The organism is Thalassotalea profundi, from assembly GCF_014653195.1.
Lineage (GTDB): Bacteria > Pseudomonadota > Gammaproteobacteria > Enterobacterales > Alteromonadaceae > Thalassotalea_B > Thalassotalea_B profundi.
On the sequence record NZ_BNAH01000005.1, the window covers coordinates 110242 to 124382 of the forward strand.

Annotated in this window: 14 protein-coding genes; 4 read left to right on the forward strand and 10 right to left on the reverse strand. The window is 36.1% G+C overall.

All coding sequences use genetic code 11. The features are described from left to right. Nucleotides 1–7: 7 nt before the first annotated feature. From IE155_RS07565 to IE155_RS07585, 5 genes are all read right to left on the reverse strand, one after another. Complete coding sequence (locus IE155_RS07565; protein WP_189377642.1) at nucleotides 8–1042, reverse strand: IS481 family transposase; 1035 nt, start codon at nucleotides 1040–1042, stop codon at nucleotides 8–10. Nucleotides 1043–1171: 129 nt separating this feature from the next. Then, nucleotides 1172–1969: a response regulator gene (locus tag IE155_RS07570; protein ID WP_189377643.1), complete on the reverse strand. Its 798-nt coding sequence runs from the start codon at nucleotides 1967–1969 to the stop codon at nucleotides 1172–1174. 64 nt (nucleotides 1970–2033) lie between these two features. Continuing rightward, nucleotides 2034–2363 (reverse strand): SUI1 family translation initiation factor, encoded by a 330-nt coding sequence (locus tag IE155_RS07575; protein WP_189377644.1) that lies wholly within the window; start codon nucleotides 2361–2363, stop codon nucleotides 2034–2036. Nucleotides 2364–2476: 113 nt separating this feature from the next. Continuing rightward, nucleotides 2477–3403, reverse strand: coding sequence for an electron transfer flavoprotein subunit alpha/FixB family protein (locus IE155_RS07580; protein ID WP_189377645.1), 927 nt, complete (start codon nucleotides 3401–3403; stop codon nucleotides 2477–2479). After that, the gene (locus IE155_RS07585; protein ID WP_189377646.1) at nucleotides 3400–4152 is read right to left on the reverse strand and encodes an electron transfer flavoprotein subunit beta/FixA family protein; all 753 of its coding nucleotides are present in this window, start codon (nucleotides 4150–4152) and stop codon (nucleotides 3400–3402) included. The genes IE155_RS07580 and IE155_RS07585 overlap by 4 nt, the downstream gene beginning before the upstream one ends. A gap of 284 nt (nucleotides 4153–4436) precedes the next feature. On the opposite strand from IE155_RS07585, the gene IE155_RS07590 reads away from it, so the two are divergent. After that, on the forward strand, nucleotides 4437–6086 hold the full coding sequence (locus tag IE155_RS07590) for an electron transfer flavoprotein-ubiquinone oxidoreductase (protein WP_189377647.1): 1650 nt from the start codon (nucleotides 4437–4439) through the stop codon (nucleotides 6084–6086). 392 nt (nucleotides 6087–6478) lie between these two features. Here the strand turns inward: IE155_RS07590 and IE155_RS07595 are convergent, their stop codons facing one another. From IE155_RS07595 to IE155_RS07610, 4 genes are all read right to left on the reverse strand, one after another. Continuing rightward, nucleotides 6479–7273 (reverse strand): DUF2884 family protein, encoded by a 795-nt coding sequence (locus IE155_RS07595; protein ID WP_189377648.1) that lies wholly within the window; start codon nucleotides 7271–7273, stop codon nucleotides 6479–6481. A gap of 5 nt (nucleotides 7274–7278) precedes the next feature. Continuing rightward, complete coding sequence (locus IE155_RS07600) at nucleotides 7279–8964, reverse strand: flagellar assembly protein A (RefSeq protein WP_189377649.1); 1686 nt, start codon at nucleotides 8962–8964, stop codon at nucleotides 7279–7281. A gap of 36 nt (nucleotides 8965–9000) precedes the next feature. Then, complete coding sequence (locus tag IE155_RS07605) at nucleotides 9001–9327, reverse strand: hypothetical protein (protein ID WP_189377650.1); 327 nt, start codon at nucleotides 9325–9327, stop codon at nucleotides 9001–9003. A 241-nt stretch (nucleotides 9328–9568) separates the two neighbouring features. Continuing rightward, nucleotides 9569–10882, reverse strand: a complete 1314-nt coding sequence (locus tag IE155_RS07610) for a CinA family nicotinamide mononucleotide deamidase-related protein (RefSeq protein WP_229817139.1) — start codon at nucleotides 10880–10882, stop codon at nucleotides 9569–9571. 76 nt (nucleotides 10883–10958) lie between these two features. Here IE155_RS07610 and IE155_RS07615 point away from each other — a divergent pair, with 76 nt between their 5' ends. The 3 genes from IE155_RS07615 to dapA all read left to right on the forward strand — a co-directional run bounded on the left by IE155_RS07615 (nucleotide 10959) and on the right by dapA (nucleotide 13191). Then, the gene (locus IE155_RS07615; RefSeq protein ID WP_189377651.1) at nucleotides 10959–11720 is read left to right on the forward strand and encodes a DUF4097 family beta strand repeat-containing protein; all 762 of its coding nucleotides are present in this window, start codon (nucleotides 10959–10961) and stop codon (nucleotides 11718–11720) included. A gap of 152 nt (nucleotides 11721–11872) precedes the next feature. Next, nucleotides 11873–12253, forward strand: coding sequence for a hypothetical protein (locus IE155_RS07620; RefSeq protein WP_189377652.1), 381 nt, complete (start codon nucleotides 11873–11875; stop codon nucleotides 12251–12253). 32 nt (nucleotides 12254–12285) lie between these two features. Then, complete coding sequence (gene dapA / locus IE155_RS07625) at nucleotides 12286–13191, forward strand: 4-hydroxy-tetrahydrodipicolinate synthase (protein ID WP_373295357.1); 906 nt, start codon at nucleotides 12286–12288, stop codon at nucleotides 13189–13191. A gap of 23 nt (nucleotides 13192–13214) precedes the next feature. On the opposite strand, the gene IE155_RS07630 is transcribed toward dapA, so the two are convergent. Further along, nucleotides 13215–14066: an RluA family pseudouridine synthase gene (locus IE155_RS07630; RefSeq protein ID WP_189377654.1), complete on the reverse strand. Its 852-nt coding sequence runs from the start codon at nucleotides 14064–14066 to the stop codon at nucleotides 13215–13217. Nucleotides 14067–14141: the final 75 nt, after the last annotated feature.

Here is a 14141-nt window from a genome sequence, read left to right on the forward strand (position 1 = left end):
TTTAGATTTAAGCTAAATTCTTCTCAGCCCAAATCGATTTTCCATCAAGTAATGTCTCAAATGGCGTTCTGCCACAACACATTTTGCCCTGATGAGTTCGCTCATTATTGTAATAAGCCATCCATTCGTCCAGATCTTTTTGAAGTTCTTCTAGTGAGCTGTAAAGCTTTTTACGGAACGTAACTTGATAGAACTCGTTAAGTATCGTTTTGTGAAAGCGCTCGCAGATACCATTGGTTTGAGGCGACATTGCTTTAGTTTTGGTGTGGTCAATGTCATTAATTGCCAGATAAAGCTGATAATCATGATGCTCGACTTTGCCGCAATATTCAGTGCCTCGGTCAGTTAAAATTCGCAGCATTGGCAGCTCGTGCTGCTCGAAGTAAGGTAGAACCTTATCATTGAGTATGTCAGCCGCTGTAATTGGTGTTTTCGTTGTATATAGCTTAGCGAAGGCCACTTTGCTGTAGGTATCGATAAATGTCTGCTGATAGATACGGCCAACGCCTTTGAGGTTACCAACATAGAACGTATCTTGTGACCCAAGATAGCCCGGATGCGCCGTTTCAATTTCACCACACGCTTCGTCATCGTTTTTCTTTTTCTCAAGTGCTGCGATTTGGCTATCGGTGAGGATAATGCCTTCGTTAGCCACTTTTCCTTCCAAAGCTTTTAAGCGCTTCTTGAAGTTCTCTAAGTCATGGCGTAGCCAGATTGAACGAACACCACTGCCTGAGACGAAGACACCTTGTTTACGCAATTCATTGCTTGTTCTGTGCTGTCCGTGAGCTGGGTAATCTATAGCGTATTGAACAACTGCATTTTCCGTTGCTTCGTCTACACGATTTTTGATGTTTGGCGATCTGCGACTTTTATCAATTAACGCATCCAAGCCACCGTCTTCGACTAGTTCTTGGTATCGATAAAATGTATCTCTTGAAACGCCCATGACTTTACAGGCTTTTGACACGTTACCTAATTCTTCTGCCAAATTAAGTAAACCAGTTTTGTGTTTTATGATTGGGTTGTTAGTATGCAACATGAGAGTTACCACCTTTTATTTGTTTTGATTAAAAGATTTGACACCTTTATCAAAACGGGTAACTCTCAATTTTTCAAATCGAAATGTCAGATCTTGTCTGAACTAATTCACATAAAAAATTAAAGTTTATTAATGTTCAAGTAAGCGATAAAGTATTTGTTTTACATATTCAGGTTCAAAAGGTTTATCACATAAGGCATTAACGCCATCTGTTTCAATGTTCGCTAGATGCGTATCATTTTTCTCACTGGTTACCATTAAAATTGGAATATGAGATTGCTGACTCTTTTCACGAATAAAACGTGTTAGCTCTCGACCATCTACCTCTGGCATATTAAAATCAGTCACCACTAGATCATACATATTTTCTTGTAGAAGATTAATTGCTTCAGAACCATCTGAAGCTTCTGTAATTTTTTGTAGTCCTAAGTTATTTAGTACACGTTTTATGAATTTTCGTGCTAAAGCGCTATCATCAACGAGTAACACTCTAATTTGATGAACATCAAAATGCTCGAGTTCTATTTCATCTGAAGTGAGTAAATCAAGTGTTGTATTAATAGCCGCATGTAAGTGATCAGTAGTAAATGGCTTAGGTAATATAGCGACAACACCAGACTGTTTGAATTCTTCTAAATTTTCTCGTTTATTTTCACTGGATACGAGCATAAAAGGCGTATCGGCTAGTTTTTCATCGGCTCTAATTTTTTTGAGGAGATCTAAAGCAGTTCCATCGTCTAAATATAATGAGCTAATGATTAAGTCAAATTGATGTCGACTTAATATTTGATTAGCATTTTCCATGTTATTTGCTGATGTCACTTCAGTAACGTCATGCTTTTTAAGTTGGTTAATAATAATTTTTCGTTGTGTATCTGAAGGTTCAATTAATAAAATTGATAATTCAGACGGTTCTAAACTCGCCATTGTCTGTCCTTAACGATTAATTTTTTATATTCAATTAGTGCTACTTAGCTAGCGGCTAAAAAAACTAACCACCAATGAATTTTACTTTATATCCATTTTTTTCAAGTACTTGTTTGATAAGATCTCTTTTATCCCCTTGTACTTCGATAGTTTCATCAACAACACTACCACCGGTCCCACATGTTTTTTTCAGCTGACTCGCCAATGCTTTAAGTGCTTTATTGTCTAAGCCTAAACCACTGATGACGATAACGCCTTTGCCTTTTCGGCCCTTGGTTTCTCGTCGTACTTTTGCCGTACCATCACTTGGTGTGATCTGTGATTTTTTTTCTGGTGTAATTTTTCCTGAGTCGGTTGAATATACAAGTGTGGATAATTGGTCTTGCCAAGACATACTGTAGCCTAAAAGTAATTACTGTATGTTGATTATAGCTAATTCAGAGCAAAAAAAACCAGTCAAAAGACTGGTTTTTCATTATTCACTATTTGGTAAGTAAAAGCGCGATATTATAGCTTTGCTTCTAACTCAGGCAATACGTCAAATAAGTCAGCAACAATGCCATAATCAGCAACTTGAAATATAGGTGCTTCAGCATCCTTATTAATAGCGACTATTATTTTAGAATCTTTCATACCGGCAAGATGTTGAATAGCGCCTGAAATACCTACAGCAATATATAAGTCAGGGGCAACAATTTTCCCTGTTTGACCTACTTGCATATCATTAGGAACAAAACCAGCATCAACTGCCGCTCTAGATGCACCAATAGCAGCGCCTAGTTTGTCAGCAATACCATCAAGTAACTTAAAGTTGTCACCATTTTGCATGCCACGTCCGCCTGATATAACCACACTAGCGGCTCCTAAATCAGGACGGGCTGAAACAGTTAATTCATCTTTAACATAACTTGATGTACCTGCGTCTGTTGCTTGCGAAAGAGCTACAATTTCTGCACTGCCGTCAGTTGCTACTGCATCAAATGCTGTAGAACGAACAGTGATGACTTTTTTCGAGTCTAAGCTTTGTACTGTCGCTATCGCGTTACCCGCATAAATTGGACGTACAAAAGTGTCAGAAGATTCTACGCCAATAATATCTGAAATTTGTGCTACATCTAATAATGCTGCAACTCTTGGCATAAAGTTTTTACCAATTGATAAAGCTGTAGCAATAATATGTTCATAGTCGCTAGCAAGTTCAACCACTAACAAGCTGACATTTTCTGCTAACTGATTCTCGTAAGCTGCATTATCTGCAACTAATACTTTGCTTACACCATTTATTTTTGCAGCTTGCTCTGAAACAGGTGAGCAATTATGGCCAGCAACTAATAAATGAATATCTCCACCTATAGCTTGTGCAGCTGCAACTGTTTTTAATGTGTCAGCTTTTAACTCTTTATTGTCGTGCTCTGCGTAGACTAAAATACTCATGAAATCACCTTAGCTTCATTTTTTAGTTTTTCAATTAATTCATCAACGGTTTCTAAAACGATACCGGCTTGACGCTCCGATGGAGGTGTTACTTTAATCAAAGTGGATCTTGGTGCTAAATCAATAGCAAAGTCTGCAGCAGATTTAACATCTAACGGTTTACGCTTTGCTTTCATTATATTGGGTAATGATGCATAACGTGGTTCATTTAATCGTAAGTCTGTTGTTACAATCGCAGGTAAGTTTAAAGCTAATGTTTGTAAACCGCCGTCAACTTCACGAGTTACATTCACTTTATCACCATCTACTTTTATTTCAGAAGCAAATGTACCTTGAGCTAAACCAGTTAATGCGGCAAGCATTTGACCTGTTTGGTTGTTGTCGCTATCAATGGCTTGCTTGCCTAGAATAACGAGTTGTGGTTGCTCTTCCTCAACCACTTTTTGTAAAAGCTTAGCAATATTTATCGAATCTAACTTTAGGTCGGTTTCTATATGAATAGCACGATCTGCGCCTAATGCTAATGCTGTTCGTAATTGTTCTTGGCACGATTTATCGCCAATTGATACTGCAATAACTTCAGTTGCTGTACCGGCTTCTTTTAATCGAACAGCTTCTTCGACAGCTATTTCACAAAATGGATTAATTGCCATTTTTACGTTGGCCAGATCTACGTCAGAGTTGTCTGCTTTTACGCGCACCTTGACGTTATAGTCGATAACGCGTTTAACGGGGACTAGTACTTTCATCGTTGCCTCTAATAAATGCTTGTTGTTGTATCAGTGCTTTATGAGTAAACACTGTTATAGTTACTTGTATATGCAGCGAAGATTACTGATTGATAACGCTCACGTCAACGTAATCTTCGCTAATATAATTATTTAAAACACTAAAATTTGACTTATATTAAATAGCTTTATTACAGAATAGTATTTACTGACAAAATAGCTATGTTGTATGATACTATCAAACAGGTGTTTGAAAATCAAACGAGTGTTTGAATTCGTTTAAATTATTTATTCTGGGGGAAGTTATGGAACGCGAATCAATGGATTTCGACGTTGTTATTGTTGGTGCAGGTCCGTCGGGCTTATCTGCTGCATGTAGATTAATGCAACTTGCACAAGAAAAAGAACAAGAATTAATGGTATGTGTCGTTGAAAAGGGCTCAGAAGTTGGTGCTCATATCTTATCGGGTGCTGTTTTTGAACCAAGAGCAATGAACGAGCTTTTTCCTGATTGGAAGGAAAAGAATGCGCCATTATCTACCCCCGTTAAAGGCGATGATATTTATTTTCTATCTAATGCTGATAGTGGCATTAAACTACCTAACTTGGCAGTTCCTAAAACAATGCATAATGATGGTAATTATATTGTCAGCATGGGTAATGTTTGCCGTTGGTTAGCAGAGCAAGCTGAGCAATTAGGTGTAGAAATTTTCCCAGGTTTTCCAGCACAAGATGTTATCTACAACGAAGACGGTAGTGTCGGTGGTGTTATTACTGGAGATATGGGACTTGATGCTGAAGGTAATCCTAAAGACTCTTATGTTCCGGGGATGGAGCTTAAAGCTAAATACACTATTTTTGCAGAAGGTTGTCGTGGTCACTTAGGTAAAGAGTTAATTGCAAAATTTGAATTAGACAAAGGAAAATCCCCACAACATTATGGCATCGGTTTTAAAGAGATTTGGGATATTGATCCTGCGAAACATCAAGAAGGTTTAGTTGTTCATAGTGCGGGGTGGCCTCTAGAAAAAGACACTACAGGTGGTGGCTACTTATACCATGCTGAAAATAATCAAGTATTTGTAGGCTTGATCATTGATTTAAATTATAGCAATCCACATTTAAGCCCTTTTGATGAATTTCAACGTTATAAACACCACCCTAAAATTGCCCAATATTTAGAAGGTGGTAAACGCGTATCTTATGGCGCAAGAGCTTTAGCTAAAGGTGGTTTTAATTCTTTACCGAAAATGACTATGCCTGGTGCCGTTTTGGTTGGTTGTGAAGCTGGAACGATTAACTTTGCCAAAATCAAAGGTAATCATACTGCAATGAAAACAGGAATGTTAGCGGCAGAAAGTATATTTGACGCTTTGGCATCTGGTTGTGAGGGAGGCAAAGAACTTGATAGTTATTCCACAGCATTTGAAAATTCTTGGGTCTATGATGAGTTATACCGTACACGTAACTTTGGCCCTGTAATGCATAAATTAGGTACGTTTTTAGGTGGAGCTTATAACACCTTAGATCAAAATATATTTGGTGGGCGATTACCTTTCAACTTTACTGATGACACCTACGATCATGACCAGTTAAAGCTTGCCAGCGACGCTATGGTGATAAACTATCCTAAGCCTGATAATATCTTAAGTTTTGATAAACTTTCGTCGGTATTTTTATCAAATACCAATCATGAAGAAGAGCAACCCTGTCACTTAAAATTAACGGATGCAAATATTCCATTAACGGTCAATTTAACTAAATACAATGAGCCTGCACAACGTTATTGTCCTGCTGGTGTCTATGAAGTTGAAGAAACTGAAGCTGGGAAAAAATTTGTAATTAATGCTCAAAACTGTATTCATTGTAAAACTTGTGACATTAAAGATCCTAGTCAAAATATCACTTGGGTTACGCCAGAAGGGACGGGTGGACCAAATTATCCTAATATGTGATGTTATATAATATCAATACAGATATAAAAGACTAATGCCGATCAGTTAAGCAATGCAAAATTTGACGATTGGTAAAATAAGATCAAAATCCTATGATCTCAGGTCATAGGTTTTTTTATATCACTTGATCATAAATTAGCTACCATTGTCGATGCATGCAATACGTTTTTCAACAACTCGCTGTAGCAACAGCTAGAAAGCGTCACCAGCCTTTAGAGACTGTGCTATGGTCACATATCAGCATAAAGTTATTCAGCTAAGGTTTGGGATATATCGACTCTAGTGGATAGCATCTTACCGGATAAAAAGTTTTTTATTAGCCTCCAATTTACAATGCATCCGAGTCTATGCCCAACATAAAAGTAGCCTTCATTTTTATTAGTATATTTGGATTATTGAGTAACGAGTAAATTTAAATCTTTAAGAGCAGGTATTTGCTGATTAATTTTTTCTTCTAATTGGTCTAATTCGCGTAAAGCATTGCAAAAATTTTCTGCACGATTTTCTAACAACTTTGCTTGTGGGGATATTTCTAAATCAATTTCTTCCCCCATCAACTTCATGCGTTCATCAAATGTATTGATACGCTTTTCTGTGTCGCTAAGTGGCTCGTCTTCATAACTTTTATTCGCTACCGCTTCGCCTACTGCCACTAGAAGTGTGCCAATGGACTTTGAGACAATCTCTTTAATTTCGTTTTCAAAAGTCCCTTCAAGAATATCATCAAAATCATCAAAGTCTTGTGAAGCTATAAAATAACTATTATCACTATGATTAAATCTAGCCTTAAGACGCCACTCTAGTTCTTTAAAGCGACTATTTAGTTTTTGCTGAATTGCACTATTCTCACCTGTTAAGCTAGCAATAACACGATCCACAGACTTTAAGCCAAGGTTAACACTTTCTAACGCTATTGATACAATTTGAGGTACTTGTTCACGTATAGTTTGTGAATATTCATGAATTAAATTGATTTGAAAGGGCGAAAGATGAATTTCTACTCCACCAACAAATACTTGTTGTTGATTACTAATTTGAATTAGGGTTTGTTGCTTTTCTAAAATTCTTATTCGGTGTTCATCAATAATAATGCCGTAATTAAAGTCAATATTACATTGAGTTGCTTTAGCAAAAAAAGAAAAAGGTAGATAGAGTATGAATAGAATAACTAAGTAACTATTTTTCATAATAGTTAAGTATTTACGATAGGATCAAAAATTATTTTTCTTTCTTTATACTTCATTTTAGTAGGGCCGTATTCACGTTTAGTTTTTTCATGAAAGTCGCCTACAATCATTTCTACCCCTTGATATACTTTATCTGTAGCTGTTACATAAACACTACACATATAAGTTTGTATTTCAGTTTCAAGCTCCTCTTTTTCATGTAATAATTCGCCCATACGTTTAGCATGGAATTGAAAAGTTGAGGTTACTTTGGCTAACATGTCTGGGTTTTGCTTTTCTTTAGGGAGTGCTTTTAACTTGTTACTAGCATTTTTAAGTTCAGTTGTTGTTGCTGATTCTTGCTGAATACCTTCCTCAATTATATGCAACTTATCATGGAAATCTTTTAACCTTTTTTCAAAAGTTATAATAGTAGTACTGCCAGCTGTTGCGCCAACAATCCCAGCACTTACTGAGGTGCCTGCGGTTATATGGCCAGCTATAAGTTTGCCATTTGCTTTATCTGCTGAGCCTAGCCATAGCGCTTCTTGAACTTCGATAATACTATGCATCATTTGGTTTTCGATTCTTAAACTAGCACATGAAATTTCAGCATATTGGCAGTATTTAGCATAAACTTTACCTTTAGCTTTGATATTCGCACTCATGATAATATCTTTGATGTCTAGCTCTTCAACATCTTGTTTTCGTCCGATAATACCCGTTCCAATAGTGATATCGCCTCCGGCTTCCAAATAAGCAGACTCTACAAATCCACCCACTGTAATGTCGCCACTTGCGATGACTTTCATGCCTTCGCAGACATCTCCATCAATAATCACACTACCTTCAAATTGTATATGCCCAGAGCTAACATCGACATTTTTGATTTTGTAAACTTCGTCAATTTCCATTCCATTTTCAATTAAACGAGGTAAACCAACAAGTTTAGAAACTAATACATTTTGATTTTTAGGGCTAATTATCGTGCCATTACCAGCGCATAGTTCAATATCATTTCCGGGTTGAGGAGGTAAAGGTTCACCTGTCACTGCAAAACCATTAATACCATCAGTAGGAGGGAGTTTTTGTGCAAGAGGGTCACCAACTTTAACGCAGATAATATCGCCTAAATCACGCATATCAACAGTGCCATCTTCACGATCTCTTGGTTTTAAAATTCTATCTTGAGCACTTTCAACGAGAAATTTTATTTTACCATCTTTGCCATTTATAGCATTTTTACCGTGGGCTATTTCGCCTTTTACAATAGAACCTGGCGGCTCTTTAGCAGCTTGTTGAGCTAACTTTATTAGTTCTTCTTTGCTAAATCCTTTAACAACACCTGCTTCTTGGGCAGCATTTAAAATTGCTTTTGCTGATAAATGGTTACCGCCTAATGCCGTTGCAATTTCTGCAGAGGCAGTCATTTTTTCTTTATCTATTTCTATCGTGATTGATGCATCACGGCGCTCTAATACTTGATACTTGATTTCTCGACCTTGCATGTTTGCTTGTAAGGGCTTTAATACACTATTAAGCTCAGCAATTGCATTTTTTATGTTGCCGTTGTCTATATATAATGCGGTGTATTCAGATGCAGCGATAAGTTCATGAATAGTCGCTTCTGTGATTTGTACATCGCCTTTCATTGGCTGTAAAACCAGATCAACATTATTCTTTTTATTATTCACTAAACTTATTTGGGTCACGATAGCCTTACTCCGTCATTACAACGATAGTTATGGTTATATATAACTATCCTGATGGATTTTTATAAAATTAGGGGTCCCGACTTTTGAATAATCAATTTTATACTCTTTATTGTCGAGTGCTTGAATAAATAATAATGTTTTTAACTCTCCAAAAATATCTGTTGCTTCTACATCGATTACATCTTGATACGCTTTTTTAGCATCAGATTTTTTTTGTGGAACAGGACCTTCATATACACCAATGCCCCTATTACTTACCATAATCATAGGGTGAGAGCCATTAATAATAATGAGGTCAAACTTTCTCATTTTATGAATAATGGTATTTCTACCACTAGTTATATAATTTTTCTCTATCAAAATAGGCTCCTAAGCTTCTGATTAATATTGAGATTAGTGTTTATAAGAACTTTTCGTTTAATTTCTATCGATTAAATAAAAGTACTTATTCTATTTAAGTAAAAACATTATACGTAAAAAATATATCTGTAATTTTAGTATAACTTTTATCAAATATATAAAGTTTTGATTTACTACGCAATAAATAACAATCACTTACTTGATCTAGCATACAATTTCAAAGCTGAAGTAGCGATGTATTTTATGACTTATTTAGCTTATGAGTGTAAAAAGGCTCTTCAGAAATATTGAGTAGAAAGCGCCTCACTAAATCTAATGATCTGTAAGCAACCGCTTTTTGAAAATATTGTCGGTTTCCTTTTATGCAAAAATAAGCACTTTGTAGGTTACTTTCGCTTCCCCATGCAATCCAAACAGAGCCGACAGGTTTATCTGGACTACCTCCTGAAGGGCCCGCAATTCCAGACACAGCAATTGCAATATTCGCGTTAGATTTTTTTAATGCGCCCAGAGCCATTTCTTCTACAACTTCTTTACTTACTGCGCCATATTGCTCAAGAGTTTTGCTATTAACATTGATTAATTCGGATTTCATTTGGTTGGAATAGGTGACAAAACCAGCTTCAAAATTTAATGATGCATTAGCAATCGAAGTCATTAAACTTGCGATCAGTCCGCCAGTGCATGACTCCGCGGTCGTTATTTTTAGGTTTCTGTCTGAAAGTAAGTTTAATACGTGCTCCGGCATTGAAAATTCGTTATCTTTTATTTCAGCGAGAATATGAGCACCTAATAAACGTTGAATTTTATCTTCCCAGATAGGTAATACATCAATACCAGCACTTGTTCTTGTTGTTAATTTGAGCTCGATAAAAGGTGATTTTGCTCTAAAGCCTAAGTCTAATGATGATGGCCAATCAGGAAAATTATTATCTATTAGCATCTGTAAGTTCGATTCTCCTAAACCATAGACTTGAAATCTCTTAACTTTATAGCAGGGACTTTCAGGTAACAAGGCACGAATTTCAGGGATCAAGCTATTGGTTAGCATGAGTATTAATTCACGAGGAACGCCTGGAGTACAATGTATTTTACATTTATTTAAGGTTAGGCTAAAACCAACCGCACTACCTATATCGTTGGGGATTATCACTGCCGATTCAGGTAGTAGAGCTTGCTTTAAATTAGCTTTACTTAGCTCTGCACCTTTCTCTATGCTCCAGCGTTGTAAGTGTTTTTCTGCGTCTAAATTTAACGTTAACTTACTGTTGCTTGCTAATGCTAAAGCATGTGCTGTAAGGTCATCAACCGTAGGGCCTAAACCACCGTTAATAATTAATACATCTGCACTTTTACTCATGCTGATGATTTCATTTTTCAGTAATGACTCATCATCTCCAATGGTCACTTTTCTATAAACTTCTACACCTATTTCTTTCAGTGCTTGTGCTATAACAATTGAGTTAGTGTCAGTAACATCGCCAGTCATTAACTCATTACCTGTTAATAATAATTGAACATTTAATGGTGTCATCAATTTTTGAATTCTCGTCATTGAAATTAATTATTTAAACCTTTTGTTAAGGTGCTACATCTAATCAGTAAAAGAACAATTTATCAAAGGAATACTTATGTTAAAAGATTTAAATAAAATGCTGTTTATGGGAATTATATTGGCTTTTTTATCTTGGGGGGTTCAGGCGGATGTTGTTGATCAAATTAGTAAATCTTTCGATGTCGGTAATTCTCCACGACTGACGCTACAAAATATTAACGGTGGCGTTAAAATATCGGCTTGGGATAAAAAGGTAATTGAAGTTAATGCTACTGTGACGGCTGATACTCAAGAAGAGCGTGAAATGGTTTCGGTCATTATTGAGCAAACCGGTCGTAGAGTTGAAATTGAAAGTAAGTATAAGAAAAGTCGTGGGTATAAAGGTAATAGTGCAGAAGTAGAATATAAAATTATGGTACCAAGTTTTACTGTACTTTCTTCAATTGAATTGGTAAATGGTTCACTCGAAATAAAGGAAGTACAAGGTGAAATAAAGGCTGAATTAGTCAATGGCTCATTTAAAGCTACCGGGGTTGGAGCTGATGTTAACATTTCATCTGTTAATGGGAGCGTCAGTGTCGCCTATCAAGATGATATTGAAGAGTTAAGTCAAATTGAGATAGAAACAGTCAATGGAGCGGTTAAATTATATTTGCCGAAAATTGTAGGAGCGGATGTAAGTGTTGAAACCATGCACGGAAGTATTAAAAATGATTTTGGTTTATTAGTTGATAAACACCGTTTTATCGGTAGAAGCTTAGATGGAATTATTGGCAATGGTAAGGTAAATATTGATATTGAAACAGTCAATGGTTCGGTAAAAATACTTAATAATTAAGTAGAAACTATACGAGGGACAATAAAAGTCCGTGTAAGTGTACATATTTTATGACACTTTAGAATATTAAAGCGACTTATTGTCGCTTTTTCTATATTTCATTACACAGGTTTTGTACAATTACTTTTATCATATATTGATGACTTACTAATATGAATTATGAACGTAATGCATTAGTTGGGCAGTGGTTTAGTTCAACAGTTAATTCAGATGGGGAACAGTCTACAGAATTTTCTGATATCCAAGCCGATGGTAGTTTCGAATTTACTTTTTCTCACTATGATCGCAATAATAATCTTGTTGAACAAAGGATCGAATTAGGGGATTGGGGATTAGTAGGCGATATTCATTTTACTATGACTAAAAGTGAATTTATTAATGAACAACATTACGCCTCTGACCTTTCTGATGCTGATAACTATCATGCCTATAAAGTTTTAGAGTTAAATGCTAGTACCTTTAAATATCAACATGTAATCACACAAGAGATGTTTATCCTTAAGCGGGTAATTGATAAGATCGGCCATTGTTAAAATGTAATAACAAAAAATAATTGAGAGTATGGATGAAGCGTTTAAAAGAAGCGAGTTTAATTACCGCCATAAAAACTCCTTATAATGAAAATGGAGATATTGATTTAGTCACATATGATGAACTTGTGGCAAAGCAAATTGCTGCAGGCGTTGATGGGATTATTGTAGGTGGCACAACAGGAGAAGGGCATCTATTAAGCTGGGAAGAGCATCTAATGTTAATTGCTCATAGTGTTCATCAATACAGCAAGGAATTGCTGGTTATTGGAAATACAGGTAGTAATAACACTCGTGAAGCGATTAAAGCTACCGAAAATGGTTTTGCTATGGGAATGGATGCGGCTTTACAAATTAATCCATATTATGGACGCACATCCTTAGCTGGTGTGACAGCTCATTTAAATCGAGTTTTAGATATTGGCCCTGCCTTTATTTATAATGTTCCCGGGCGTACTGGCCAAGATTTAACACCTGAAGTCATTGAGCCATTATCTACACATAAAAACTTTATTGGCGTAAAAGAATGTGGTGGTAATGAACGTATTGATTATTATGAAAAACAGGGAATAGCCTGTTGGTCGGGTAACGATGATGAGTGTCATGCAGGACGACATAAACATGGTTCACATGGCGTTATTTCAGTTACATCGAATGTTATGCCAGCATTAATGCGCCAGTTAATGGATAATGAAAATGAAGCACTTAATCAAAAATTAACACAATTAATGCAGTGGTTATTTTGTGAGCCTAATCCTATTCCTCTTAACACTGCAATGATGATGACTAAAGCCGTGAAGCCTGTCTTTAGGTTGCCCTATCAAGCATTAACTAAAACACAACGAGAACAAGGAGTAGCATTAATTAATGCTATTGGTGAGGATTTTATTGGAGCCCAAGCATTGCTAATGGATGATGATGACTTTATTTATACAGCTTAAGTCATTTTAATTAAGCCAACTTATTATTCCAATTCGTTCATAGAAGGGGTTAAGTGAGTTGGCAGTTCAAATTTTTTCTGCTCTTTAGTTAATGGGCAAGTAAAGCTCAATTTTACAGCACAAAGCTGTAAATTTTGGTTGTCAGCTAGATTAGCTTGAACATTGTTGTAGAGCCTGTCACCAAATACCGGGTAACCAATAAAAGCTGCATGTTTTCTTATTTGATGTTTTCGTCCGGTTTCAATGGTAACTTCAACTAATGATATATCTTTTTTCTCATCGTAGGCTAAAGCATTGAAGTGACTAGTTGCTTTTTTCTCATCGATAGGCTCTGTTACAGAGATAGTTTTTTGAGTGCTAAACTTACCTAAACAAATGATGTGATATGTTTTTTCTAAAGAACGGCTTTCAAAAAGTTCAGAAAAAGCTTTTGTAGCCGACTTGCTGTGAGCAATGATGATTAAACCTGTGGCGGCACGATCTAATCGGTGCACAATAAAGGCAGGCCTTTGAGGAATTAACTGAGTTTCTGCCCAGCGAGCGATAGTACAATGATCACTCCATTTTGAACCTTGAGATAACATTCCGTAAGGTTTATACCAAACACTATAATGTTGGCAGTCTTCAATTAGTACGGCGTTTGACGGTGTTTGAGATAATACAGTTTCATTATAATAAAAATGTAATGTATCCATTTTTTTTAATGGCTTCTTAATACGTCTTAAGCGTTGAGTGTATTTACCCCTGGTTAGCCAAAGGGCACCTTTAGTAATAGCAGACTTTATTTGTTGGTTACTCAACTGGCATTCTTGCTCAATGGCTTGAACAATTGTTGTTTGCTGGCTAATCACAATATGTTTTTCAAATGTAGTCATAGAGTATATTTATGGAAAAATTATCTGATGCTTTTAAGTTCATAAGTGTAGCAAGTCATTTATACTCAATCTATG

Excerpts from the sequence above, each read along its gene's own strand:
- IE155_RS07565 (WP_189377642.1), bottom strand. The coding sequence starts at position 1,042 with ATGTTGCATACTAACAACCCAATCATAAAACACAAAACTGGTTTACTT.
- IE155_RS07570 (WP_189377643.1), bottom strand. The coding sequence starts at position 1,969 with ATGGCGAGTTTAGAACCGTCTGAATTATCAATTTTATTAATTGAACCT.
- IE155_RS07575 (WP_189377644.1), bottom strand. The coding sequence starts at position 2,363 with ATGTCTTGGCAAGACCAATTATCCACACTTGTATATTCAACCGACTCA.
- IE155_RS07580 (WP_189377645.1), bottom strand. The coding sequence starts at position 3,403 with ATGAGTATTTTAGTCTACGCAGAGCACGACAATAAAGAGTTAAAAGCT.
- IE155_RS07585 (WP_189377646.1), bottom strand. The coding sequence starts at position 4,152 with ATGAAAGTACTAGTCCCCGTTAAACGCGTTATCGACTATAACGTCAAG.
- IE155_RS07590 (WP_189377647.1), top strand. The coding sequence starts at position 4,437 with ATGGAACGCGAATCAATGGATTTCGACGTTGTTATTGTTGGTGCAGGT.
- IE155_RS07595 (WP_189377648.1), bottom strand. The coding sequence starts at position 7,273 with ATGAAAAATAGTTACTTAGTTATTCTATTCATACTCTATCTACCTTTT.
- IE155_RS07610 (WP_229817139.1), bottom strand. The coding sequence starts at position 10,882 with ATGACGAGAATTCAAAAATTGATGACACCATTAAATGTTCAATTATTA.
- IE155_RS07615 (WP_189377651.1), top strand. The coding sequence starts at position 10,959 with ATGTTAAAAGATTTAAATAAAATGCTGTTTATGGGAATTATATTGGCT.
- IE155_RS07620 (WP_189377652.1), top strand. The coding sequence starts at position 11,873 with ATGAATTATGAACGTAATGCATTAGTTGGGCAGTGGTTTAGTTCAACA.
- dapA (WP_373295357.1), top strand. The coding sequence starts at position 12,286 with ATGAAGCGTTTAAAAGAAGCGAGTTTAATTACCGCCATAAAAACTCCT.
- IE155_RS07630 (WP_189377654.1), bottom strand. The coding sequence starts at position 14,066 with ATGACTACATTTGAAAAACATATTGTGATTAGCCAGCAAACAACAATT.